This window comes from Streptomyces sp. AC602_WCS936 (assembly GCF_019049125.1).
Taxonomy (GTDB): domain Bacteria; phylum Actinomycetota; class Actinomycetes; order Streptomycetales; family Streptomycetaceae; genus Streptomyces.
The window spans coordinates 1-23,080 of the sequence record NZ_JAGMUF010000013.1 but is presented as its reverse complement, the minus strand read 5'-3'; the positions used below and the strand labels follow the sequence as shown (position 1 = coordinate 23,080).

At 68.7% G+C, this 23,080-nt stretch carries 25 protein-coding genes; 22 read left to right on the top strand and 3 right to left on the bottom strand.

Translation table 11 applies throughout. The features are described from left to right. The first annotated feature begins 382 nt into the window (after nt 1–382). The 11 genes from KUM03_RS06565 (at nt 383) to KUM03_RS06515 (ending at nt 10,329) form a co-directional block, all read left to right on the top strand. Nucleotides 383–1,222, top strand: coding sequence for a helix-turn-helix transcriptional regulator (locus KUM03_RS06565; protein WP_254398937.1), 840 nt, complete (start codon nt 383–385; stop codon nt 1,220–1,222). A gap of 175 nt (nt 1,223–1,397) precedes the next feature. Beyond that, complete coding sequence (locus KUM03_RS06560; protein ID WP_217246054.1) at nt 1,398–2,864, top strand: MFS transporter; 1,467 nt, start codon at nt 1,398–1,400, stop codon at nt 2,862–2,864. Between the two features lie 115 nt (nt 2,865–2,979). Further along, the gene (locus KUM03_RS06555; RefSeq protein ID WP_217246053.1) at nt 2,980–3,828 is read left to right on the top strand and encodes an MBL fold metallo-hydrolase; all 849 of its coding nucleotides are present in this window, start codon (nt 2,980–2,982) and stop codon (nt 3,826–3,828) included. A gap of 299 nt (nt 3,829–4,127) precedes the next feature. Continuing rightward, nucleotides 4,128–4,919, top strand: a complete 792-nt coding sequence (locus KUM03_RS06550; protein ID WP_217246052.1) for an HAD family phosphatase — start codon at nt 4,128–4,130, stop codon at nt 4,917–4,919. Further along, nucleotides 4,916–6,262 (top strand): class I adenylate-forming enzyme family protein, encoded by a 1,347-nt coding sequence (locus tag KUM03_RS06545; RefSeq protein WP_217246051.1) that lies wholly within the window; start codon nt 4,916–4,918, stop codon nt 6,260–6,262. The genes KUM03_RS06550 and KUM03_RS06545 overlap by 4 nt, the downstream gene beginning before the upstream one ends. Further along, a complete protein-coding gene (locus KUM03_RS06540) occupies nt 6,259–7,005 on the top strand; it encodes an SDR family oxidoreductase (protein WP_308406266.1) in 747 nt (248 codons plus the stop codon). The genes KUM03_RS06545 and KUM03_RS06540 overlap by 4 nt, the downstream gene beginning before the upstream one ends. Next, nucleotides 6,999–7,286, top strand: a complete 288-nt coding sequence (locus tag KUM03_RS06535; RefSeq protein ID WP_217246050.1) for a phosphopantetheine-binding protein — start codon at nt 6,999–7,001, stop codon at nt 7,284–7,286. The genes KUM03_RS06540 and KUM03_RS06535 overlap by 7 nt, the downstream gene beginning before the upstream one ends. Nucleotide 7,287: 1 nt before the next feature. Beyond that, nucleotides 7,288–8,319 (top strand): AvrD family protein, encoded by a 1,032-nt coding sequence (locus tag KUM03_RS06530; protein ID WP_217246049.1) that lies wholly within the window; start codon nt 7,288–7,290, stop codon nt 8,317–8,319. Nucleotides 8,320–8,415: 96 nt separating this feature from the next. Continuing rightward, nucleotides 8,416–8,844, top strand: coding sequence for an acyl carrier protein (locus KUM03_RS06525; protein WP_217246048.1), 429 nt, complete (start codon nt 8,416–8,418; stop codon nt 8,842–8,844). Then, the gene (locus KUM03_RS06520) at nt 8,816–9,574 is read left to right on the top strand and encodes a 4'-phosphopantetheinyl transferase superfamily protein (RefSeq protein WP_217246047.1); all 759 of its coding nucleotides are present in this window, start codon (nt 8,816–8,818) and stop codon (nt 9,572–9,574) included. The genes KUM03_RS06525 and KUM03_RS06520 overlap by 29 nt, the downstream gene beginning before the upstream one ends. Beyond that, on the top strand, nt 9,574–10,329 hold the full coding sequence (locus KUM03_RS06515; protein WP_217246046.1) for a thioesterase II family protein: 756 nt from the start codon (nt 9,574–9,576) through the stop codon (nt 10,327–10,329). The genes KUM03_RS06520 and KUM03_RS06515 overlap by 1 nt, the downstream gene beginning before the upstream one ends. Nucleotides 10,330–10,406: 77 nt before the next feature. On the opposite strand, the gene KUM03_RS06510 is transcribed toward KUM03_RS06515, so the two are convergent. After that, nucleotides 10,407–11,513 (bottom strand): Gfo/Idh/MocA family protein, encoded by a 1,107-nt coding sequence (locus tag KUM03_RS06510; protein ID WP_217246045.1) that lies wholly within the window; start codon nt 11,511–11,513, stop codon nt 10,407–10,409. Nucleotides 11,514–11,574: 61 nt separating this feature from the next. Beyond that, nucleotides 11,575–12,090 (bottom strand): flavin reductase family protein, encoded by a 516-nt coding sequence (locus tag KUM03_RS06505; protein WP_217246044.1) that lies wholly within the window; start codon nt 12,088–12,090, stop codon nt 11,575–11,577. A gap of 249 nt (nt 12,091–12,339) precedes the next feature. Between KUM03_RS06505 and KUM03_RS06500 the strand changes: the two genes are divergently transcribed. Beyond that, a complete protein-coding gene (locus tag KUM03_RS06500) occupies nt 12,340–13,305 on the top strand; it encodes a LuxR C-terminal-related transcriptional regulator (RefSeq protein WP_308406265.1) in 966 nt (321 codons plus the stop codon). On the opposite strand, the gene KUM03_RS06495 is transcribed toward KUM03_RS06500, so the two are convergent. Continuing rightward, entirely contained in the window at nt 13,292–13,618 is a 327-nt protein-coding gene (locus KUM03_RS06495; RefSeq protein ID WP_217246042.1) for a hypothetical protein, read from the bottom strand. The two genes, KUM03_RS06500 and KUM03_RS06495, sit on opposite strands and share 14 nt — an antisense overlap. A gap of 344 nt (nt 13,619–13,962) precedes the next feature. Between KUM03_RS06495 and KUM03_RS06490 the strand changes: the two genes are divergently transcribed. The 10 genes from KUM03_RS06490 to KUM03_RS06445 are packed head-to-tail and all read left to right on the top strand — an operon-like array spanning nt 13,963 to nt 22,886. Further along, entirely contained in the window at nt 13,963–15,213 is a 1,251-nt protein-coding gene (locus tag KUM03_RS06490; RefSeq protein ID WP_254398936.1) for a diaminopimelate decarboxylase, read from the top strand. Continuing rightward, nucleotides 15,210–16,130, top strand: coding sequence for a holo-ACP synthase (locus tag KUM03_RS06485; protein ID WP_217246040.1), 921 nt, complete (start codon nt 15,210–15,212; stop codon nt 16,128–16,130). The genes KUM03_RS06490 and KUM03_RS06485 overlap by 4 nt, the downstream gene beginning before the upstream one ends. After that, nucleotides 16,127–17,677, top strand: a complete 1,551-nt coding sequence (locus KUM03_RS06480) for a class I adenylate-forming enzyme family protein (RefSeq protein ID WP_217246039.1) — start codon at nt 16,127–16,129, stop codon at nt 17,675–17,677. The genes KUM03_RS06485 and KUM03_RS06480 overlap by 4 nt, the downstream gene beginning before the upstream one ends. 53 nt (nt 17,678–17,730) lie before the next feature. Then, nucleotides 17,731–17,994 carry a phosphopantetheine-binding protein gene (locus tag KUM03_RS06475; protein WP_217246038.1) on the top strand — a complete coding sequence of 88 codons (264 nt, stop codon included), beginning with the start codon at nt 17,731–17,733 and terminating at the stop codon, nt 17,992–17,994. After that, the gene (ectB, locus tag KUM03_RS06470; protein WP_217246037.1) at nt 17,991–19,253 is read left to right on the top strand and encodes a diaminobutyrate--2-oxoglutarate transaminase; all 1,263 of its coding nucleotides are present in this window, start codon (nt 17,991–17,993) and stop codon (nt 19,251–19,253) included. The genes KUM03_RS06475 and ectB overlap by 4 nt, the downstream gene beginning before the upstream one ends. Before the next feature lie 38 nt (nt 19,254–19,291). Further along, nucleotides 19,292–19,837 carry a diaminobutyrate acetyltransferase gene (ectA, locus tag KUM03_RS06465; protein WP_217246036.1) on the top strand — a complete coding sequence of 182 codons (546 nt, stop codon included), beginning with the start codon at nt 19,292–19,294 and terminating at the stop codon, nt 19,835–19,837. A gap of 16 nt (nt 19,838–19,853) precedes the next feature. After that, nucleotides 19,854–21,068, top strand: a complete 1,215-nt coding sequence (locus KUM03_RS06460) for a cytochrome P450 (protein WP_254398935.1) — start codon at nt 19,854–19,856, stop codon at nt 21,066–21,068. A gap of 27 nt (nt 21,069–21,095) precedes the next feature. Continuing rightward, nucleotides 21,096–21,293: a ferredoxin gene (locus KUM03_RS06455; protein ID WP_217246035.1), complete on the top strand. Its 198-nt coding sequence runs from the start codon at nt 21,096–21,098 to the stop codon at nt 21,291–21,293. Beyond that, nucleotides 21,290–22,504 (top strand): NAD(P)/FAD-dependent oxidoreductase, encoded by a 1,215-nt coding sequence (locus KUM03_RS06450; protein WP_217246034.1) that lies wholly within the window; start codon nt 21,290–21,292, stop codon nt 22,502–22,504. Before KUM03_RS06455 ends, KUM03_RS06450 begins: the two co-directional genes overlap by 4 nt. Then, the gene (locus tag KUM03_RS06445) at nt 22,491–22,886 is read left to right on the top strand and encodes an ectoine synthase (RefSeq protein ID WP_217246033.1); all 396 of its coding nucleotides are present in this window, start codon (nt 22,491–22,493) and stop codon (nt 22,884–22,886) included. Before KUM03_RS06450 ends, KUM03_RS06445 begins: the two co-directional genes overlap by 14 nt. Nucleotides 22,887–23,080 lie beyond the last annotated feature (194 nt).

Sequence of the window (23,080 nt, the reverse complement as noted above, 5' to 3'; positions counted from 1 at the left end):
AACTAACGATCATACTAACCGATTTGTTTTCAAGCCGGGATGCGGCTATTGGCGCACCGCCGAACGGTGCACAAAACGGGCAATAGAGCCACAAAATGCAACCCCAAGAGTGACGACGACGCCCTCGTCGACCGACAGAAGAGAACGATCTCTCTGTTTGGGGTGGAGGAAAAAAAGATCATTCGCTATGTTGTTGGTGGGCCCCGCGCCGAGTGATGGACGGGGATTGGTTGATTCGCGGAGGAGGATGGCCACGATGACTGTCACGGGATCGCCGGCAGCCCGTGTCGCGTTGCTGATGCGTGACACCGGGCGCACGGGGGGCGAGAGGGCATCCCGTCGGAAGGGAGCCTCGGAGGTCGCACCGCCGAGGCCCTCCACCTTGAAGTTCGCCGAGCTGGGCAGCTTCCTCGCCGCACGCCGGGCCGAGGTGACGCCGGAGCAGGTCGGACTGCCGGGTGGCGGATCGCGGAGGCTGACCGGGCTGCGCCGCGAGGAGGTGGCGATGCTCGCGGGGATCGGTGCCTCCTGGTACGCCTGGATCGAGCAGGGGAGGGCGAAGAACGTCTCCCCGGAGATCCTGGAGGCCATCGCCCACGTACTGCGCCTGAACGAGGTGGAGTGCCTGCATGTGATGCGCCTGGCGGGCTACGCCGTACCCCGCAGGCCGCGGAACCCGGTGGACGACGACCGGCGACTCGCGATGCGAGTCGTCGACAGTTTCCTGCCCAAGCCGGCCTATTTCATGGACCGTTACTGGGACGTCCTGGCGGCCAACCGCACCGCGACGCGGCTGCTGGGCCTCGAAGGAGCGAACCACAACTACCTGGAGACGCTGTTCCTCGACCCGCGGGCCCGCGACCGGTTCGCCGACTGGGAGCAGGTGGCCGACGAGGCGGTGGCGCGGTTCCGCACGCAGAGCGGTGAGTTCCTCGGCGACCCGAGGCTGACCGCGCTCGCCCAGCATCTGCGCGAAGGCAGTCCCGTCTTCGCGGATCTGTGGGAGCGGCACCGATTCAGTGACGGAACACAGGTCATGCAGGAGCTGACCCACCCGGGCCTCGGACAGGTCCGCCTGTCTCAGATCTGTCTCGACTTCGCGGCGCGTCCGGGACTCCAGCTCGTCCTGCTGGATCCGCAGTCCGCAGCGGTTGTGGACCGCCTCGCCCGCTGGGCGCACGACATCCCGTCGGCCGAAGTCGCGGCCCGAGTGCCCGCTTGACCCGGGTGCGGCGGCCCAGCTCCGCGCAAGCTCCGACCGGCCTCGCGGCCGAGCCCGTTACTTCCGAACCGAACGATTCGCACCAGACCCATCCGAAGCGGCGGTCCGGTCGATGTCCGAAGACGCCGCCGCACTGACGCCCACACCACGGAACATCCAGAGAGGTGCACGACCCATGACATCATCGGGTACCGCCCGCCGCCCGGCCTTGATCCTGGCCGCGCTGGCACTGGCCCAGCTGATCATCGCGCTGGACTACAGCATCGTGTTCGTCGCGCTGCCGGACATCGGCGAGGGGGTGGGCTTCTCCGGACAGCAACTGCAGTGGGTCATCGGGGCCTACGCCGTCGCCTTCGGTGGCTTCCTGCTGCTCGGTGGTCGCCTTGCCGACCTGCTCGGACGCCGCCGCATGTTCCTGACGGGACTGGCCCTTTACGCGATCGCCTCCGTCGCCGGCGGCCTGGCCACCACTCCGGGCGTGCTCGTCGGCGCCCGCGCCGTGCAGGGCATCGGCGGAGCGCTGCTGGCCCCCGCCACCCTGTCGCTGCTGACGACCACCTTCGAGGAAGGCCGCGAGCGCAACCGGGCGTTGGGCATCTGGGGGGCGACCGGCAGCAGCGGCATGGTCGTCGGCTCCCTGCTGGGCGGCGTGCTGACCCAGGCGTTCGGCTGGGAGGCGACCTTCTACGTGAACGTGCCCCTGGCCGTCGGCGTGGGCCTGCTCGGCCTGCGCGTGCTGCCCGTCGACCCCGCCGTCGAGCGTCGTCAGGGCTTCGACCTGCCGGGCGGCATCTCCGTGACCGCGGGCGCGCTGCTGCTGGTCTTCGGACTCGTCCAGGGCCCCGAGGCCGGCTGGACCGACCCGGTCACACTGATCAGCTTCGTGGCCGCCGCTGCCCTGATCGTCGCCTTCGTCGTGATCGAGTCGCGCACCGCCGACCCGCTGGTGCCGCTGAAGGTCTTCTCCTACAAGAGCCTGCGGCTCGGCTCGATGATCACGTTCATGTTCATGGCCACCTTCGGAGCGAGCGCCTACTTCCTCACCCTGGCGCTGCAGACGGTGCGGGACTGGAACGCGCTGTCCACCGGTCTGGCGTTCATCCTGCCCTGCGCCTGCGTGCTGGTCGGCTCGGTGATCGGAGGCAAGCTGTCCACGGCGATCGGTGTCCGCGGCACGCTCGTCCTCGGCCTGGTGGTCGGCGCGATCGGCACCGCCCTGTTCGCCGCCTTCCTGGGCGACGGTTCGACGTACGCGCAGATGACTCCCGGCATCATCGTCTTCAGCCTGGCCCAGGGTGTCATCTGGACCGCCATGTTCTCGGCGGCCACCGCCGGGGTCGAGGAGGAACTGCAGGGGCTGGCATCCGGTCTCGCCACGAGCGGGCAGCAGGTCGGCGCGGCCGTCGGCCTGGCCGTCCTGGTCGCCGTCTCCAACGCGGCGGCCGGCTCCGACCTCACCCCGGCCGGGCTCTCCGACGGACTGCAGGCCGCGACGTACACCTCGGCCGTGCTCATCCTGCTCACGGTCGGACTCGCGCTCGCACTGAACAAGCAGCCCAGGGCGGCGCAGGCGGAGCCGCCCGCGCAGAGCGTCGCCGACGCTCTCCCCGCGGAGCCCGCGGTGCAGACCGAGAAGGTCTGACGCTTCGACCTCCGCCCGAACCGACCGAGGCCTGGTATCGATCCCTTCGATACCGGGCCTCGCTCGTACGGCACGCACCGCACACACTCCGCTGCCCGCACCGAAAGGCACCCCCATGGCACACCACACCGCACCGGCCACCGCCGAGAGCTACGCCCGGACACTGCGGCTGGGCGAACACACCGTCACCGTTCTCACGGACGGCGGCGTCCAACTGCACCCGCTGCGCTGGTTCCCCGACTCCGTACGGGACGACTGGAACAGCCCGCACGCGTCCCCGCTGGACGCCACGGGACACACCCCCGCCACCATCACCGCCCTCCTCGTCGAGCACCGTGACCGGGCCCTCCTCATCGACACCGGATACGGCGCGCACAGCGTGGCGGCCGACGACACCATCGACACCATCGGAAGCCTCCACGGCGGCCGGCTCCCCGCCGAACTCGTCCGCCACGGACGGGACCACACGGACATCGACACGGTGGCCTTCACCCACCTGCACGACGACCACGTCGGGTGGGCCTTCGGGGCCGGGCAGCACGGCACACGCCTCTTCCCCCGGGCCACGCACGTGGCCTCCGCCGGAGAGTGGGCGGGAGCGGGCCGGAGAGCGGGCGGGGCCCCCACCCGGGCCGTGAGCACCGGGGACGAGATCTTCCCCGGGGTCCGCGCGTGGACCACCCCCGGGCACACCGAGGGGCACACGGCGTACGTGATCTCGGCCGGAGGCCGGCGGCTGATCGCCTTCGGCGACGTGTTCCACGTTCCCGACCAGTTCGCCCGGCCCGACTGGACCTGCGCGATGGACGCCGACCCGGAGCGCGCGAGGCGGACCCGCCGCGCCTTGACGGCCGAGCTGACCCGGCCCGGCACCCTCGCCTTCGCCACCCACTTCGCCGCCGGACCACTGGGCAGCGTCAGGTCCCACCGCGGCGTCCCGCGATGGGAGGCCCTGGAGGCCTGAAGCCCGGCGCGGAGGGTGTTGGTGGGAATGGCAGTTTGCCTGGCGGTGGGGTCGTGGAAGCCGGTGACATTGAAGTCTGGGGAGCGGAGGAATCCGCTGCAATGATTCGTCTCGTGAGCCAGAACTCACTTTCGAAGTTCGAAAGAGAAGAAGGCGACTTTGTCCGTCCCGGCCTGTAGCCGGACGCCGGCCCCCACGCTCACCAGAGACCTTCCACCCGCACTCCCACCGAACGGGACCGACGCGGTATTCCGTCGCGCTGCCCTGTTCCCGCCCAGGCCATCGGAGGTACCGGACAGATGAGACGTGCGCAGGTCGCCTTCTTCGACGTGGATCACACTCTGACCACCGCCGGAAGCATGTCCCGGCTTCTGGCCTATTACCACGCGGCCCTGGGTCACCCGCGCAGGGAATTCGACGACCGCATGTGTGAACTCAAGGCCATGGCGGCCGTCGGCTGCCCGCGCGAGGAGGTCAACCGGGCCTACTACGCCGGCCTGGAAGGCCTCGACGCGGAGGTCATGGGTGCCATGGCCGGCGCCTGGTTCGATGCCGAGCTCTCGACCGGCGGCTTCTACCACGAGCCCGCCGTCGCGGAGCTGCGCAGGCACCAGGAGCACGGCGCACACGTCGTCCTCGTCTCCGGTTCCTTCCCCGCGCCCCTGCGGCGCATCGCCGACGACCTCGGTGCGGACGAACTCCTGTGCACTCTTCCCCGCGTCGAACGGGGCCGGTACACCGGTGGGCTGGACGGCCCGCCCATGATCGGGACCGCCAAGGCGGACGCCGCGCTGAAGGTTCTGCTGCAACGCGGCGTCCCCGCCGACGCGACGGCCGCCTACGGGGACCACGTGTCGGACCTCCCGCTCCTCAGGGCCGCCGGCTCGGCCTTCGTCGTCGGCGGTGACCGCCGGCTGCGCGCCCTGGCCGCCGCCGAGGGCTGGACCCTGCTGCCGGGCACCCCGCCCGCACCGGACCTGAGGCTGCCCGCCTGGTCCGCGGCTGCCCCGCCTTCCTCCTCGTCGAACCGCCGCCGTACCGCACAGCCCTTTGTCACCTCAGCCCGCTATGACATGTCGGAGAGCGCATGACTGCCTGGTTCTTTCAACGACTGGAACAATTCGCGGACGCCGACGCCATCGTCTTCGACGGCCGAACGCACAGCTACCGGCACGTACTCGAGCTCACGGCCGAATGGGGCGAACTCCTCGACGCACACGGCGTCCGGGCCGGGGACGTCGTCGCCCTGGAGGGCCCGAGCAGTGTCGAGGCCTGCGCCGGACTGCTCGCCCTGATCGCGCGAGGGGCCGTCGTCGTCCCCTTGGCTCCGCTGCCCGCCGCCAAGCGCACGGAGTTCCTCGACGTCGCCGAGGCCGAGACGGTCATCACCCTTGGGGCATCCGCCGCCGGCCACCAGGTCGAGCGCACCGGCCGCCGGGCCGAACACGCCCTCTACAAGCGTCTGCGCGCCGCCGCCACCCCCGGCCTCGTGCTGTTCAGTTCGGGAACCACCGGGCGCAGCAAGGCCACCGTCCTCGACATGTCCAAAATGCTGGCCAAGTACCGCGAGGTCCGCAGGGCCCAGCGCACCCTCGGCTTCCTCAACCTCGACCACATCGGCGGCATCAACACCCTGCTGCACACGCTCAGTCAGGGAGGCGCGCTGGTCACCATCGCCGAGCGCACCCCGGCCACGGTCTGCGCCGCCGTCGCCGCGCACCGCATCCAGGTACTGCCCACCACGCCGACCTTCCTGAACATGCTGCTGATCTCGGGAGCCTACGCGGACCACGACCTCGGCTCCCTGCGACTGATCACCTACGGCACCGAACCCATGCCGCTCGGTGTGCTGCACAAGCTCCACGAGACGCTGCCGGCCGTACGCCTGAAGCAGACCTACGGCCTGTCCGAACTCGGCATCCTGGCCACCAAGTCGCGCAGTGACGACAGCCTCTGGGTCAAGCTCGGCGGCACCGGCTTCGACTACGACATCCGGGACGGCATCCTGTGGATCCGCTCCGACATGGCCATGCTCGGCTACCTCAACGCGCCCGCGCCCTTCGACCGCCTGGGCTACTTCAACACCCAGGACGCCGTCGAGGTCGACGGCGACTACGTACGCATCCTGGGCCGCAAGTCGGAGATCATCAACGTCGCCGGGGAGAAGGTCTACCCGAGCGAGGTGGAGAACGTCCTGCTGGAGATGGACCTCATCGCCGACGCCACGGTCTCCGGCCGCAGCAGCCACATCACCGGCCAGGTCGTCCAGGCGCTCGTCAAACTGACCCGCCCGGCCGACCCCAGGGACGTGGCCCGCCAGGTGCGCCGCTTCTGCGGCGAGCGCCTCGAGGCGTACAAGGTGCCGCTCCTGGTCGAGGTGTCGCAGGAGGACCACCACTCCGAACGCTTCAAGAAGATCAGGACCGCGGCGTGAGCGGCGGCACCCCGGCGGACGGCCGGGTGGCCCTGGTCAGCGGGGGCAGCCGAGGGCTCGGCCGGGTCCTGGTCGAGCGGCTGCTCGCCGACGGATGGTCGGTGTCGACGTTCAGCAGGACGCCGAACGACTTCGTCACCGAGACGACGGACAAGTACCAGGACGCCTTCCACTGGGCCTCCGTGGACCTCGCCGACTCCGCGGCACTGCGCGCGTTCGCCCGCGACAGCGGCCGCCGGTTCGGCCGGCTCGACCTCCTCGTCAACAACGCCGGCGTGCTGCACCAGGAACTGTTCCTGACGACGGCGCCCGGCCGCATGGACGACTTGATACGCACCAATCTTCTCGCCCCCCTGCACCTGGCCCAGGCCTGTGCCCGGCTCATGGTGCGCGGCGGAGGCGGAAGCATCGTCAACGTCTCGTCGATCAACGCCATACGGGGATATCGGGGCGTCGCCGTCTACGCCGCGGCGAAAGCGGGGCTGGAAGGTCTCGGCCGCAGCATGGCGCGCGAACTCGGCCCCCAGGGCGTGCGGGTCAACACCCTCACCCCCGGCTTCTTCGACAGCGACATGACCGCGGACGTCACCGTACGCAACCGCGAAAAGATCCAGCAGCGCACACCGCTGGGACGGCTGGGAACCGTGGACGAGGTCGCCGACGCGATCCTCTTCCTCGCCACACCCCAGTCCCGCTTCATCACCGGACAGACCCTGGTCATCGACGGAGGCATCACATGCTGAAGGACACGCACGGCACGGACGACGCCGTGCAGCACACCATCCTGCGCGAGATCGACAGCGTCCTGCTCAATGACGAGGGCGGCAGCGGGTACAGCCTGGACGACCCGCTGCTCACGGCCGGTCTCAACTCGCTGCTGCTGGCCCAGCTGCTGCTGCAGCTGGAGACCGAACTCGGCGTCGACCCGTTCGCCGGGGACCGGTCCATCACCGACGTCCGCACGGTCCGGGAACTGATCGCCGTCTACGAGGAGTCGATACAGACCACCGGGGCGGGTGTGTGACATGGGCGCCGGCACCGGTCAGCAGATACTGCTGCAGTCCATCGACGACTACCTCGGCCCGGGCGAGACCCGGTTCTTCTCCCGCGGCTACCAGCGCGCCGAATACCGCGTCGGCGACCTGGTCGTCACTCCGGTCGACGCCCCGGACGCCGGAGTGCGCGGCACCGTCGACGTCGGCTATCCCGCCGACTGGTCCCGCAAGAAGGACGGCACCGACCTGCGGCCGCACCTCAGCACCGTCGACGCCCTGGTCCTGGGCGTCCAGCTGGCGGAGACCCATCTGGCCCACGGATACGGTCTGGACGCCGCCGCCCGTCGCCGTATGCGCCTGCACAAGGTCGTGCTGCGCGCGGGCGGTGCCCCTCAGGAGGAGCTGCTGGACATCCCCCTGGCAGCCCGCCTCGTGGAGAGCGCCCAGGTGCCCGGACCGGGCGGCCGCTTCCGGTCGGTCCACGACTGCACCGTCGGCAATCTCAAGGTCCGCTGCGAGATCGAGCACGACATCGGCTCCCGCGCCGTACAGGAGGCACGCCACCTCGGGCTGGAGGACGCGCTCGGTCCCGAGAACAACCGCTTCTGGGGCGGTGGCTTCAAGCGCCGGCGCCACCACATCCGGGAGGTCGCCGTCGACCTGGCGGACTTCTCCGCCCTGGCCGACGTCACCTTCGACGCGGAGACCGAGCCCGCGGCGGACGGCATCGAGGGCGACCGGCACACCGCGGTCTCCCTCATCGACGCCTTCGTGGTCAATCTGCAGCTGGCCCAGGTCCTCCTCTACGAACTGGACTCGATCAGCCGGTCCGAGAGCAACACCCTGTGGATGATGCAGACCGTGCTGGAGGCCGCTCCCGAGGAGCCGCAAGGTGCCGGCCCCGGCCCGTACACCGCGCGGGCCGGGCTCAGCAGCCGCCGGCTTCTGCCCCTGCGCGGCGGCCTGTGGCGCAGCGTCGAGATCACCGGGCAGCTCGCGGGTGTGAACCTGCGCGCCGGCTTCGCCCACGAACTGCCGCCCGGCGCCGTCGTCGCGGACTGAGCGCTGGCTCCACCAACTCGGCCGGTGGCGTGCCCGCAATCCCCCGGCACGGCGCGCCACCGGCCGTCCCCCTGACCGTGACCGACAGAGGAACACATGACCGTGGATCAGGCCGTACTCGACTGGTTCTCCCTCAGCCCGTCGGCGAAGCCCCGGCCCGAGGAACCAGAACCCGAACTGCCCCCCGCAGCACCGCCCCCACTCACGGCCGTGCTGCGCCACGCGAGCCCCACCGAGCGGGAGCGTCTCCTGGAGGACCACGTCTGCCAGGAGATCGGACGCGTACTGAACTGCCCGCCGGAAGCGGTCGACCGGAACCAGACCATGACCGACCTGGGCGTGCGGTCCATGACCGGCCTGGAGCTCCAGCGCCGCATCGCCGGAGTGCTGACGGTCGAGCCCGAACTGACCTTCGTCCTGAGCGCCCCCGACACCGGCACGCTGGCCCGCTACCTCGACCGACTTCTCACCCCATCCAAGGCAGGGACTGAACAGCGTGACATTGCCGATCCCGCCACAACGTAGCGCGGACCTGTGGATCCTGCGCCAGCCGCCGCTCGGCACCTGCACGGGAGAACTGGACCTCACCGAACTCGACGCGGCCGAGCAGAGCCGCGCCGGGACATGCCGGCGCGAGGCGGGCCGGCTGCTCTACAGCAGCGCGCACGTCGGCCTGCGCCGCCTGCTCAGCGCCTATCTCGGCACCGACCCGCGCAGCCTGCGGCTGGGCCGGGACACCTGCCCGTGCTGCGACGAGCCGCACGGCAGGCCGGTCCTCGACTCTCCCGACGCGCCCCTGCACTTCTCCCTCTCGCACAGCAACGGCATGGCTCTCATCGGGATCGCGCCGGTGCCGATCGGCGTCGACGTGGAGAAGGTCCCCACGGCCGAGACGGTCCGTGTCTGTACTCCCGCGCTGCACCCGCGCGAACAGGGCGAGGTGGCGGCCGAACGGCAGGACGCCGTCGCGTTCGGACAGTTGTGGACCCGCAAGGAGGCCTACCTCAAGGGCCTGGGCACCGGCCTCGGCCGCCCCCTGTCCGTCGACTACCTCGGCGCGGACCCGACGCTGCGCCCCGCGGCCTGGAAGGTCATCGACGTGCCCTGCGGACCTCAGCACGTCGCGGCCGCCGCCCTGTACGGCACGGCGCGGGCACGGGTGCGGGTGCACTGGCTGGCCATGGAGTGCCTCTACAAGCACAACCCCGAGGCCCTCGACCACGAGCGTTCCCTGCTGACCGAGTTGGCCGCCTGATGCCGGTCCTCGATCTCAACCCCATGCTGCGCGGCGAGCCCGCCCACACCCTGGTGCTGTTCCACCACGCGGGCGGCTCGTCGCGCGGCTTCGCCCCGCTGCTGCCTCACCTGCCCAGGAACTGGAGCGTGCGCGGCGTCGACCTGCCCGGACGCCTCCTCGACCGCGACACCGAGCGGTGCCGCAGCACCGACGAAGCCGTCGACTACCTCTGCGCGACCCTGGGACCCGCCCTGTCGGGTCCGTTCTCCGTCTTCGGCCACAGTCTCGGAGCACTGCTCGCCTTCGAGGTCGCGCGTGCGCTGGAGTCCCGGGGCAGGGGCCCGTGCTGGCTCGGCGTCTCAGGAAGCCGCGCCCCGCAGCGGATCGGCGGCCGGCCGCCCGGCACCCCGGGACCGCCAGGACCCGCCCGCGACCTTCTGCGCCAGGTGCACGGTCTGGGCGGACTGCCCGGCGGCTACGGCGACCGCCGGGCGCTCGCCCGACTGGTGGCCCGCACGCTCCGAGCCGACCTGCGCCTCGTCGAGGACTACGCCTATGCCCCCGGTGCTCCGCTGCGCACGCCGCTGTCCGTGTTCGGCGGCGAGGACGACCCCCTGGTACCCCTGGCGGCTCTGGGGGAGTGGTCCGCCCTGGCCGGCGGTCCGGTGCCCTGCCACACCTGGCCCGGCGGACACTTCTACCTGTACGAGCACGCGGCGGAGGTGTGCGATCGGCTCGTCACGTCGTGCAGGTCCCAGGCGGCGCCGGAGTGACCCCCGGGGCGCCGTCGCACGACACGGGTCCGCCCCGCGGGCGCAGGCCTGCGGGGCGGACCACGTGCGGGGTTCGGCTACTGGCGGGTGCCGGTCTCGGCGGACCGGGCGATACGGTCCAGCAGACGGTGGTGCTCCACCGCGTGCCGGAAGTCGGGCACGACGCTGCCGCCGGTGTGCAGATCCTCCCGCAGCTGCGCGTAGGCGTGCGCCACGACACCGGCGGGACCGTCGACGTCGTCGACCTGCCGGTACCGGTCGGGGACCGGGAGCGGCGACGGCCGCTGATCCTTGCCGCGTGCGCCGCTGATGTCGAACTGACCGAACTGGAGGTGCCCGGTGCCCCCCGTGATCACCAGGTCGCCGTCGGTCCCGTTGATCTCCCAGTGCAGGTTGGTCGCCCGGCTGGAGCCGCCGCGATAGTGCAGCGAGGCGACGGCGCCGCCGGCCAGCCTGCCGGACACGGTGATCTGGTCCTCGGCCGTCATGGGGATGCTCTCCCCGGTGTCGGACACCTGGACCGTCGGGCGCCGCGTGGCCGTCGTCGCGCTCAGTTCCGTGAAGGAGGACAGGCACATCGTCAGGGCGTCGAGGGTGTGACCGAACGGGATGGTCATCAGGGTCGCCCCGTTGCGGCGGTCGACGGTGTAGGCGCCGCCGGAGCCCACGGCCGCGCCCCAGCCGCCACCCGAGCCGACCAGGGTGGTCGACAGGACCTCACCCACGTACCCCTCCGCGACCAGGTCACGGAGATAGCGCACGGCGGGCGCCGAGCGCGACTGCAGCCCCACCGCCGTGCGCACCCCGTGCCGCTCCGCCAGCGAAGCGAGCTCCTCGGCCTCCTCGAGTCCCGTGGCGAGCGGCCACTCGCTCAGGACCGCCTTGCCGGCCTGGAGGGCGGGCAGGATCAACTCGCGGTGCCGCGGCACCCGTACAGCGATCACGACCAGGTCGATGTTCTCGTCGCGGGCCAGCTCGTCGACGTCGCCGTAGGCGGCCGCGACGCCGTACCGCTCCGCGGCCCGCTTCGCGGAGTGAGCGGAGGACGCCGCGAGGCCCCGGAGTTCGAAGCCCTCCACGGCCCGGAGCGCGGGGACATGGCCGCGCGAACCCCACCCGCCGTCGGCGCTGAGGCCGACGATGCCCACGCCGATGGTCTTGCGGGAGCCGGTGCTTGCTGTCATGAAGATGTTCCTCTGGTCGGTTCGGTGAGTGGGGTCGCGACGGGCCGGGCCCACCGCGACGTCAGTCGGCCAGGTGGCCGTACGACCCGCGGTAGAACACCAGGGGTGCGCCCGCCCCGTGGCTGCCGATCCGGTGCACGCGCGCCACGATCACGTCATGGTCGCCGGCCGGGTACTCGGCCTCGGTGGAGCACTCCAGCCAGGCGGGTGTCCCGTCCAGGACGGGCGCGCCGGCGGGCGTCGAGCTCCAGCTCAGCCCGCGGAACTTGTCGCCTCCCCGGGAGGCGAGCCGTGTGCTGATCTCCCGCTGGTCCGCACCGAGTATGTTGACGCAATAGCGTTCCGCGGTACGGATCTTCGGCCAGCTGCTGCTCGTCCGGGCCATGCAGAAAAGAACCAGGGCGGGGTCAAGGGAAACCGAGGTGAAGGAATTGACGACCACACCGGTGGGCGTGGCGTCGATTCCGTGCAGGGCCGTGACGGCGACCACTCCGGTGGTGAACCTTCCCAGGACGGCGCGGAATTCTCCGGGATCGATCGGGCGCTGAGTCTGAGGGGGCGCGACTGGCGAGGTCATGCTGCCATGGTCGGCAGGTTCGCGAGATCGTACAAGTGCCCTCCGGTGGTATTGGTGACGGCAACACCGACAACCGGTGCGCTTTTCTTTCACCGGCCGTAAGGTCGCACGGCGAGGCTCTGACGCGCGCGAACCCCCTGGGTCCGCCCTCGCGACGGCGCGCTCCCGTGGACACCGGCCTGCCGCGCTCCGTCTTCTCGTCATCACACACCGTCTAGAAGGGGGAATCGCATGTTCGGAGTTCTGGGAATGGACGACACAGCGGAGGTGGTCTACCGCGAGATGCTGGTGCACCCGCACGATGGTGTGGCCGATCTGATGCGCCGGCTCCGGCTGACCGAGCAGGCGGTACGGAATGCGCTCGACACGCTCAGCGAACTGGCCCTGGTGCGGCATTCCCTCGAAGACCCCCAGAATTTTCGCGCAGTCGACCCGCATCTGGCCGCGGAAATCCTGCTGGCGAGGCAACGAGCCGAGCTCGCCGCGCAACAGCAGCGTGTGCACGAGGCTCAGGCTGCCGCCGTACAGCTCAAGTCGGAGTTCACCCAGGACGGTGCCCGGGACGAGGTGCACCGCCTGAAGGGGGTCGACTCCGTCCGCGAGTACCTGGCGGCTCTGTACGACGGGGTCGAGGACGAGCTGTTGACGTTCGCCCCGGGCGGAGCCCAGACGCCGGCCAATGTGCGCAGCTCGCGGCCGCTCGCCGAGGACCTGCTCGAACGCGGGGTGCAGATGCGCACCGTCTACCTGGACAGTGCCCGCAACGATCCCGCCACGGTGGCGCACGCGGATTGGCTGGCCGCGCGCGGCGGGCGGATACGCACCGTCCCCTCACTGCCGAACCGCATGATCATCTGCGACCGGAGGATCGTCATCGTCGCCACTGACGCCGATGACACCGCCGCCGGAGCGGTGGTCCTGCAGATGGCGGGGGTGGTCTCATCGCTCTACGCCCTGTTCGAGAGCGTCTGGCAGTCCGCCCGGCCGATGGGCGCGACCGCCTCGCCCGCCGGCGGACAGCGGCTGAGCCCGCAGCAGATGGAAGTCCTGCGGTTGTTGTCCCTGGGGCACACCGACGAAACCGTCGCCGCGCGGCTGGGTGTGTCGGCTCGTACGGCACGCCGCATCGCCACGAAACTCATGGCCCATCTTGGTGCGCGAAGCCGCTTCCAGACCGGCGTGCACGCGGCCGCGAGGGGACTCATCCGGCCTTGACGGTCAGGACAGTCGCTGGTCGACAGCAGCCGAAGGAGTTTGCCGATACCTCGAACAGGACAATTGCCTCATGTACCTCGTTCATCTCGTTCTCGCGCCCCCAGGCGATGCTCACCTGCCCGCTGAGATCAGGCAGATGCTCGAAGCCGCCGCACCGGATGTTCTCGAACACGTCAGCGTGCATTCCCAGGCGCGGCCGCACGCTGTCGTAGGCCTCTTCCTTCGTCTCGCCTCCCTGGACGAGGCGGAGACGACCGCGAAGCAGATCTGGGAACGCGCTGCCGCCGCCTTCCCTCAGCTCGCCGAATGGCATCTGCGACGCGCTGAAGTACCTCTCGTCCCCTATGAGTGGGATTGAGTTCGAAGGACCTGACCGGCCGGGCCGACAACTCAATGGCGGATATCGAATCCGGATACGGGCCTGAACGGGTCAGGACCGATACAGGCCACCCGTTTCTTCTTCCTTCGCCGCACGGAGTCTCGCAGAATCGAGACAGCTGGAGAACAGACCAGCAAGAGAGAGGCGAGCGATGAAGGACCAGATATCCAATCCAGACGGCTCACTCGCACAGAAGCGAACCATATGCCGCTGGCTCGACGACGGCGGATGGCAGTGATTGCATGGATACCTCAGAGACTCGAATTCAGGAAATTACGATGTCGGCGCTCGCCGAGGAGTTCGGTACCCCGCTCTTCGTCTACGACGCGGACATCCTGGAAGACACGTACGGCAGGCTGCGCGACGTACTCCCCGCCGGCGTCGATGTCTTCTACTCGCTCAAAGCCAACCCGAACATCAGCGTCTGCGCCGTGCTGAACTCGTTGGGCACCGGCGCCGAGGTCTCCTCCTACGCCGAACTGGTCACCGCGCTACGAGCCGGCGTCGCGCCCCAGGACATCATCTTCCTCGGCCCCGGCAAGGACGAACGAGAACTCACCGCGTGCGTCGAAGCCGGAATCCATGCGATCGTCTGCGAATCACTGGACGAACTCGACCTCCTGGACTCGCTGCTGGCATCGGCCGGCCGTGACGAATTCCCGGTTCTCCTGCGAGTGAACCCTGCCTTCGGCAGCAAGGGATCAGGACTGGCCATGGGAGGAAAGCCCCGGCAGTTCGGCATCGACGAAGCCGAACTGCGCGCCTCCAAGCACCGGCTCGCGGACCTGCGCCACATCCGGGTGAAGGGCGTGCACGCCTACATGGGGACACGCTTCCTGAACCACGAGGACGTCGTCCACAACACCCGGCAGATCCTCGCCACCGCACAGGACCTGGCCGGACGGCTCGGCTTCCCCCTGGAAACCGTGGACTTCGGCGGCGGGCTCGGCGTCGCCTACTTCGACAACGAGAAGGACCTCGACCTCGCCGCGCTGGGGAGGGGCCTGGCGGAAGTCCTCGGCTCCTTCTCCGCGCGCAACCCGAACTGCCGGACGATCATGGAGCTGGGCCGGTTCCTGACGGCCCAGGCCGGCACGTACGTCGTTCGGGCCCGCTACGTGAAGGACTCCATGGGGGAGAGCTTCGTGGTCGCCGACGGCGGCACCAACCACCACATGGCCGCCGTCGGCGTCGGGAGCTTCGTCAAGCGCAACTTCCCGATCCGCCACCTGGAGAACCGGACCGCCACAGAACCGCGGCCCTACACCGTGACCGGGCCGCTGTGCACACCCAATGACGTGGTCGCCAAGAAGGTCCGACTGCCGGAAGTACGGCCGGGAGACCTGCTGGCGGTGGAGCGGTCCGGCGCCTACGGACCCACGGCCTCACCCGGGCTCTTCCTCAGCCACGGCTTTCCGGCCGAAGTGATGGTGCGGGGCGGGCGGGCCCATCTGGTCCGAGAACGCGACAGCACGGAGGACCTGCTGGCCAAGCAGCACCTCGTCGACTTCGGCACAGCATCCGGATGAACACCTCGGCAAGCCGGGCGCCCCGGATCGGGCTGGACGTCCTCGACCGCTCGGAACTGCGCCGCCTGCTCGAGCGGCCCTGGTTCCTGCGCTTCGCCTTCGCCCCCGAGGAGCTGGCCCATGCCGAGACGCTCGGCGCCCCTCGGCGCCTGGAGTTCCTGGCGGGCCGGTTCGCCGCCAAGGAAGCCGTCCTCAAGGTACTGGGAATCGGCTTCCTCCAGGGAGTGGCGCCGCGAGAGATCTGCGTGGAGCACACCTCGCACGGGGCTCCCGTCGTCCACCTCCGGGGAGCGGCCGCCCACTTGATCCAACCCTCCCTCTCCGTCTCCATCACCCACAAACAGAACGTCGTGGCCGCAGTCGCCATCGTCCTCCCCCCGGCCGACGGCTCAGCAGCCGAAAACAGACGAACGGAAACCAAGGAGCCTGACACTGTGCCGCCGCCCATCGACACGACCACCGCCGCCCAGCACAGCACCCGTGACGAGCAAGCCCCGGAGATCACCGCCTTCCTCCGCGTACGCATCGGCCAGGAGGATGCCCACTACGGGGGCGACCTCGTGGACGGCGCCCGCATCCTGCGACTGTTCGGCGATCTCGTCACCGAGATCACCATCCGCACGGACGGCGACGAGGGACTGCTGTCCCAGTACAGCGACCTCCGCTTCACCGCACCCGTGAAGCCCGGCGACTACATCGAGGCACGCGGACGGCTGGTACGACGGACCAGGCTGCGCCGGGTGGTCGAGCTCCAGGCACACAAGGTCCTCGGCGCCCGCCCCGGAGCCAACGAGAGCGCCGGCCTGGTCCTCGACACCCCCCAGCTCGTGTGCTCCGCCACCGCCACCACCGTCGTCCCCTACCGCAGAACGGACACGGCGACTGCCCGCGACTCCACTGCCGAGGAGACCCGATGACCCGCACAGCGCAGCTGCTGCACGAACTTCTCGACCAGGCCGCCGAGCGCAGCCCGCAGTCCGTCGCGCTCAGCACCCAGGGCGGCAGCCTGACCTACGGCGAACTCGCCGAAGCCAGCGTGCGCATGGCCGGCCGCCTCCACACCGAGGGCGTAGGGCGCGGCGACCGCATGGTCGTGACCGCCTCGGACGGCCTCGGCATCACCCTTCTCGTGTACGCCGCGTCCCGCCTCGGCCTCGTCTTCAGCATCCTGCACGAGCAGGTGCGCGGCGCCCCGCTCGAGCACGTCGTCAAGGACTGCGAGCCCGAACTCCTGGTGTCCGACGACCCGGAGGTGGCCCGAACCGCGGCACGGCACGATGTGGCCTTCCTCAGGATGGAGGAGCTGGTACGCCCCGCTCTCGACCCGCGCACCGCCGCCGCCCCGCTGCCCGAGGACCCCGGCACGCTCACCGTCGACCCGGTCAGCCTGATCTACACCTCCGGCACCACCGCCCTGCCCAAGGCCGTGGTCAGCACCCACCAGCAGGTCCTGTTCTCGGCGACGGCCATCCAGGCCTGCCTGAACTACCGCGCCGACGACGTCGTGTACTGCCCGCTGCCGCTCTCCTTCGACTACGGCCTCTACCAGGTGTACCTGTCCGCCCTCAGCGGCGCCCGGCTCCACCTGGGCACGGTCGCCGAGGCCGGACCGCCGCTGCTGCGCAGCCTGGAAGCGGCCGGCGCCACGGTCCTGCCGGGTGTGCCCTCCGTCGCGGACCGGCTCGCCTGGCTCCTGCGCCGCAGCACGGGCAAGCTCGGCAGGCTGCGCCTGCTCACCAACACCGGCGCGGCCCTGTCGGACAGCACCATGTCCGCGCTGCGCGGCGCGCTGCCCCAGCTGCGCATCCAGGTCATGTACGGCCTGACCGAGTGCAAGCGCACCGCGATCATGCCGCCCGACGGAGACCTGACCCACCCCGGCTCCTGCGGCACACCGCTGCCCGGCACCGAGGTCTTCGTCATCGGCGACGACGGCGAACGCCTGCCGGCGGGCGAGATCGGCCAGTTCGTGGTACGCGGACCGAACGTCATGGCCGGCTACTGGCGACGCCCCGAGCTGACCGCCGAGCGCTTCCCCCGAACGGAGGGCCTCTTCCCCGAACTGCGCACCGGCGACTACGGCTGGCGGGACAAGGAGGGCTACCTCTACTTCTCCGGCCGCCGGGACGACCTCTACAAGGAACGCGGATTCCGTCTCAGCGCCACGGAGGTCGAGGCCGCCGCCACTCGCGTCGACGGAGTGACCTCCGCCGCCGTACTGCCGCCCGAGGGCAAGCGGACCGCGGTCCTCGCGGTGGTCGCCGACATCACCGCGGACGAGGTGCGCGAGGGCATGCGCGACCACATCGAGCCCTTCAAGATCCCGCGGCGCTGTGTCCGCCTCGACGCCCTGCCCACCAACGGCAACGGCAAGGTCGACCGCAAGAAGCTGGCCGCCCTGATCGAGCGGGCCCCGACCCCCTCGGTCATCACCGAGGCCCTGCAGACCCGCCTCGCCCACTGAGCCCTCCTCGCCCCCGACCACGGCACCTCCCCACCGGACGTAAGGACATCACCATGGACCGCCAGAACGTGCTCACCGCCCTCGAGGACGCCCTCACCGGCGTCCTGGAGCGCCCCGTCACCGGCCTCACCGGCGACGTGAGGCTCTTCGACGACCTGCACCTCGACTCCACCACCATGCTCGAGATGCTGATGGCCCTGGAGGACTCCATCGGCCTGGTCGTCGACCCGGAAGACCTGGACGCGGACGACTTCGTATCGGTGGACACCTTCACCGACTTCGTCCTCGCCACACGGCTCGAGCAGGTCGCGGCATGACCATCACCCAGCCCGACCTGAGCGTCTTCACGACCCTGGAGTCGGAGGTACGCAGCTACTGCCGCGGCTGGCCCACCGTGTTCCACCGGGCGCAGGGCAGCCGGATGTACGACGAGGACGGGCACGAGTACCTGGACTTCTTCGCCGGCGCCGGGTCCCTGAACTACGGCCACAACAACGCGGTACTGAAGCGCGCCCTGCTCGACTACCTGGAGCGCGACGGCGTCACTCACGGCCTGGACATGTCGACCACGGCCAAGCGCACGTTCCTCGAGTCCTTCCAGAACACGGTTCTGCGCCCGCGGGACCTGCCGTACAAGGTCATGTTCCCGGGCCCGACGGGCACCAACGCCGTCGAAGCCGCCCTCAAGCTGGCGCGCAAGGTCAAGGGACGCGAGACGATCGTGTCCTTCACCAACGCCTTCCACGGCATGTCGCTGGGCTCCCTGGCGGTGACCGGCAACGCCTTCAAACGGGCCGGCGCCGGCGTGCCGCTCACTCACGCCACGCCCATGCCCTTCGACCACTACATGGACGGGAAGACACCCGACTTCCTGTGGTTCGAGCGGCTGCTGAGGGACCACGGATCCGGACTGGACCAGCCCGCCGCAGTGATCGTGGAGACGATCCAGGGCGAGGGCGGCATCAACGTGGCCCGCCCGGAGTGGCTGCGCGCCCTCGCTCGAATCTGTCAGGAGCATGACATGCTGCTGATCGTCGACGACATCCAGATGGGCTGCGGCCGCACCGGCGCCTTCTTCTCCTTCGAAGAGGCCGGCATCACTCCGGACATCGTGACCGTCTCCAAGTCCATCAGCGGATACGGACTGCCCATGTCCCTGTGCCTGTTCCGACAGGAACTGGACGTCTGGGAGCCCGGCGAACACAACGGCACCTTCCGCGGCAACAACCCCGCTTTCGTCACCGCGGCCGCCGCCCTCAACGCCTACTGGGCAGACGACAAGCTCGAACAGCAGACCCTGGCACACGCCCAGACCATCGAAGCCGCGCTGCGCGACACCGCCGCGCACCACAGCGGTTCCGCCTACCGCGGCCGCGGAATGGTCTGGGGCCTGGAGCTCGCCGACCCCCACCACGCCGGCCGCGTCGCACGCCGGGCCTTCGAACTCGGACTCCTGATCGAGACATCCGGAGCGTACGGCCAGGTCGTCAAACTGCTGCCCCCGCTGACCGTCACCACCGACGAACTCGACCAGGGACTGCGCATCACACAACGCGCCGTCTACGAAACAGCATGACCGCGCCCGATGTCCCCGATGGAGAAGGCGGCCCGACCATGACGATCACCATCACCTCCGCACTCGGTGCCGGCCCGGACCAGGGCACCGTCGCGGCCAAGCAGGCGGTCTTCCGCGCACCCGTGCCCGAGGACGGCCCGGCCGTGTGGAACCTGGTCGAGAACACTCCCGGCCTGGACTCCAACAGCATCTACTACTACACGCTGTGGTTCCGGGACTTCGCCGACGGATCGCTGATCGCGACCGTGGACGACGAAGTCGTCGGCTTCCTCACCGGCTATCGCCGGCCCGACGAGCCCGAGACCTACTTCGTCTGGCAGACCGCCGTCAACCCGCGCCACGGCATTCCCTTCCTCGGCATCAAGCTCTTCCAGGCCGCGGCCGACCAGCAGGTGGCCAGCGGGGCCCGGTACGTCGAAGCCACGGTCTCCGCCGAGAACAAGGCGATCATCATGGTGCTGAAGCAGTTCGCCAAGAAGCACTCGGCGCACATCGAGACTCGCGTGCTCTTCCCCAGCCACCTCTTCGCCGACAGCCACCACGACGAGGTGCTCTACCGAATCGGCCCGTTGACCGCCGAGTGATTGGAAGGCGTCTGCCATGACTCAGCTGACTCAGCAACCCACGACCCTGCACCTCGACGTGAGTGGCGAACAGTTCCGCATGGACTCGGAAGAAGTGCGAACGGCGCGGGCCACGCATTGGTACGCGCGAACTGACTGGGGGATCGCAGTCCTCTCCTACGAGGACAGCAGCTTCCTCCTGAAGCACCCCCTCCTGACACAAGGGTCGGCCAAGTGGCCGGCGCAGCACGGAGTGGTCGACGGACACTTCGACCGTTGGTGGCAGAAGACTCTGCTGGTGCTGGAGGGCGGCGAGCACAACCGGATTCGGCGCCTGGTCAATCCTGCCTTCTCTCCGCGTCGCATAGAGCCCCTGCACGCCCGGTTCCAATCCCTGGCCGACAGCCTTGTCGACGAATGGATCGAGGATGGGCGGACTGAATTCGCCAGTCGTTTCGCGGCGCCGTATGCGACCAGGATCCTGTGCATGATCCTGGGCATCGACGAGCACGACTGGAAGAAGATCCACGAGCTCGCATCCACGATCGGGCTCGGTCTCGGGATCACCATCCAAGAAAACATCGCACAGATCGACGAAGCCATCGTCGAACTCACCCAGTACGCAGAGCTGCTGGTGCGGAGCAGGAGGGAATCGCCTAAGAACGACATCCTGAGCGCTCTGGTGGAAGCGAGGGACGAGGATGCCGGCAAGCTCTCGGACCAGGAACTGATCAACCTCATCATCCTGCTCATATTCGCGGGGATCGACACCACTCGAAATCAGTTGGCGCTGGCTGTCGAATCGTTCGCGAAGCAGCCGGACCAGTGGGAGAAGCTGGCCGAGGACCTCCAGCGCTACTCCGCCAGGGCAGTCGAAGAAGCACTTCGCGTCAATCCGATCGGTCGATGGATCTCGCGCGAGGCGGCGGAGACGTTCCAGCACAAGGAGCGCACGATCGAGAAGGGGACGACCGTCCACCTGTTCACCATGACCTCGGCCACTGATCCTGCCGAGTTCGACAACCCGGACCGTATCGATCTCGACGCCGAGCGCTCCCCTCACTTCGCGTTCGGCGGCGGCCTGCATCACTGCCTGGGACATTTCGTCGCTCGGGCGGACATAGGCGTCGCGCTCTCCACGATGGCGACGCGGATGACTGACCTGCGTGTGGGGGAAGGTGCCGAGTGGCTGCCTGATTCCGGAAACACAGGTGCGAACAAGCTGCCGATCACGTTCACCCCGCGCCCTTGAAGCACGTCACGCCTGGAGGAGGAATCCGTGAAGATCTCCGTGGACCGGATCAAGTGCCAGCACCATGGACTGTGCGCAATCTCGGCACCGGCTCACTTCGAGCTCGACGCCGACGGAAAGCTTCAGTACCAGGAGTCGTTCGACGAGGAAAGCGTCGACGAGATCGAGGACGCCATCGACTCCTGCCCCCTGCAAGCGATCTTCCTGAACAGTGATGCCGCATGACGAGCGGGGAGCCGGTCATCGGCATAGTCGGCTCCGGCATCGCCGGCTTGCGCGCGGCCGGCGCGCTGCTCAAACGCAAGGTTGACGCCAGGATCGTCATTTTCGGTGACGAGGCCCACCGCACCTACAACCGGCCGGGCCTCACTAAGAAGCGGTATCCGTCCATCGCCGAAGACCTGAGAGTCAAGGGTGCCGAGAACGACGCTCTGACCTGGCGCCTCGACACCAGAGTGGAAACCGCGGACCTGCGCGACAAGGTCCTGCATCTGAGTACCGGCGACACCTTCGCATACGACAGTCTGGTGATCGCCTCGGGCGTACGGCCGCGCACCTCGGCTACCCACAGAACCCTCCGTAGTCTGGACGATGCGCGGTATGTCCACCATGAACTCCAAGCAGGCAAGAAGGTCACGATCGTAGGTGCCGGATTCGTTGCCTGCGAGCTGGCTTCCCTGGCCAAGGAGTACGGCTGCGAAGCCGTCATGCTGGAAACGCTGCGGAACGGGCCGTTCGAAGGCATTCTCGGTGAACGCATCGCCACCGCACTCGCACAGTGGATCACTCGCAACGGCGTCACGTTTCTGACAGGCGATTCCGCAAGGGAAGCTCTCTGCGATGGCGTCACCGAGGTCCCGGAAGACGGCGCAGGCGCAGATCGTTCCCTTCTGATCGAAGCGATCGGAAGTATTCCGAACGTGGAATGGCTGAAGGGAAACGATCTGGACCTGTCCGACGGAGTGCGCGTCGACGCATACATGCGCGTGCCGGAGTACGCGGATGTGTTCGCGGCCGGAGATGTTGCTCGTTACCCGGACCCGTGGGCGACGGAACAACTCACGCGCATGGAATTCTGGAAAAACGCGATCGACACCGGCGATCTCGCGGGCAAGTCCGTGGCGTCATCCCTGGGATACGACACAAAAGCATCCGGAATCGGATACTTCCCCAGCGTGGCGACCGAAGTCTTCGGGCTGCGCATCCAAATCGCCGGCAACCCGAAGATCTCCGACTCCATGGAGATCGTCCATGGAGACCTGAACCACCTGGACCGCGGAGTACTCGTCAAGTTCCTGCGGAAGGACGAATTGGTCGGAGTTTCTTACATGGACAGAGGTGCCCGTCTCAACAGCGCCTATATAGACCTCTTGAGGTCACTGAAAGAACAAAGGTCAATCAGGAACGATCAGGAGGAAAGTAATGCAGGTTCGTAGGATCTCAGAGATCGAAGGCACAGACCGGGACGTCACGGCCGCAAGCGGCGCATGGCGAAGCAAGCGAATCCTGCTCGCATCGGATGGATTCGGATACTCCGTGTCGGAGACAGTGGTCTACGCCGGCACGGAAACCGACATCTGCTACGCAAACCATGTGGAAGCGGTGTACTGCATTTCCGGCAAGATGATCCTGGTCGACCGGGACGAGAACGAAGAGCACATCATCGAGCCCGGCACCCTGCACCTTCTGGATGACGCCGACAACCACACGATCAAGCCGATCGTGGACAGTACCTTCCTGTGCATCTTCACACCGGCGCTGACCGGACGCGAGGACCACGACGAGAACGGCGTCTATCCGCTGCTGACGAACGAATAGAGAAGCGAACAAGATCGGCCACGGGTCCCCGTCAGTTCCTGACGGGGACCCGTGGCCAAGATCACAAGGAAACCCCACTCGGCGTTCAGCGCCGACTCCTAAGTGTTGTCCCGTAAATGATCTCCGGCATGCCGGTCGACCAGTGCTGTTGCTTCTCAGCCGGTCAGTGTGAGGTTGTGCAGGCGGGCGATGCC

Coding starts and splice junctions, on each gene's coding strand:
- KUM03_RS06560 (WP_217246054.1), top strand. CDS start 1,398: ATGACATCATCGGGTACCGCCCGCCGCCCGGCCTTGATCCTGGCCGCG.
- KUM03_RS06555 (WP_217246053.1), top strand. CDS start 2,980: ATGGCACACCACACCGCACCGGCCACCGCCGAGAGCTACGCCCGGACA.
- KUM03_RS06550 (WP_217246052.1), top strand. CDS start 4,128: ATGAGACGTGCGCAGGTCGCCTTCTTCGACGTGGATCACACTCTGACC.
- KUM03_RS06545 (WP_217246051.1), top strand. CDS start 4,916: ATGACTGCCTGGTTCTTTCAACGACTGGAACAATTCGCGGACGCCGAC.
- KUM03_RS06535 (WP_217246050.1), top strand. CDS start 6,999: ATGCTGAAGGACACGCACGGCACGGACGACGCCGTGCAGCACACCATC.
- KUM03_RS06530 (WP_217246049.1), top strand. CDS start 7,288: ATGGGCGCCGGCACCGGTCAGCAGATACTGCTGCAGTCCATCGACGAC.
- KUM03_RS06525 (WP_217246048.1), top strand. CDS start 8,416: ATGACCGTGGATCAGGCCGTACTCGACTGGTTCTCCCTCAGCCCGTCG.
- KUM03_RS06515 (WP_217246046.1), top strand. CDS start 9,574: ATGCCGGTCCTCGATCTCAACCCCATGCTGCGCGGCGAGCCCGCCCAC.
- KUM03_RS06510 (WP_217246045.1), bottom strand. CDS start 11,513: ATGACAGCAAGCACCGGCTCCCGCAAGACCATCGGCGTGGGCATCGTC.
- KUM03_RS06505 (WP_217246044.1), bottom strand. CDS start 12,090: ATGACCTCGCCAGTCGCGCCCCCTCAGACTCAGCGCCCGATCGATCCC.
- KUM03_RS06500 (WP_308406265.1), top strand. CDS start 12,340: ATGGACGACACAGCGGAGGTGGTCTACCGCGAGATGCTGGTGCACCCG.
- KUM03_RS06495 (WP_217246042.1), bottom strand. CDS start 13,618: ATGCCATTCGGCGAGCTGAGGGAAGGCGGCGGCAGCGCGTTCCCAGAT.
- KUM03_RS06490 (WP_254398936.1), top strand. CDS start 13,963: ATGTCGGCGCTCGCCGAGGAGTTCGGTACCCCGCTCTTCGTCTACGAC.
- KUM03_RS06485 (WP_217246040.1), top strand. CDS start 15,210: ATGAACACCTCGGCAAGCCGGGCGCCCCGGATCGGGCTGGACGTCCTC.
- KUM03_RS06480 (WP_217246039.1), top strand. CDS start 16,127: ATGACCCGCACAGCGCAGCTGCTGCACGAACTTCTCGACCAGGCCGCC.
- KUM03_RS06475 (WP_217246038.1), top strand. CDS start 17,731: ATGGACCGCCAGAACGTGCTCACCGCCCTCGAGGACGCCCTCACCGGC.
- ectB (WP_217246037.1), top strand. CDS start 17,991: ATGACCATCACCCAGCCCGACCTGAGCGTCTTCACGACCCTGGAGTCG.
- ectA (WP_217246036.1), top strand. CDS start 19,292: ATGACGATCACCATCACCTCCGCACTCGGTGCCGGCCCGGACCAGGGC.
- KUM03_RS06460 (WP_254398935.1), top strand. CDS start 19,854: ATGACTCAGCTGACTCAGCAACCCACGACCCTGCACCTCGACGTGAGT.
- KUM03_RS06450 (WP_217246034.1), top strand. CDS start 21,290: ATGACGAGCGGGGAGCCGGTCATCGGCATAGTCGGCTCCGGCATCGCC.
- KUM03_RS06445 (WP_217246033.1), top strand. CDS start 22,491: ATGCAGGTTCGTAGGATCTCAGAGATCGAAGGCACAGACCGGGACGTC.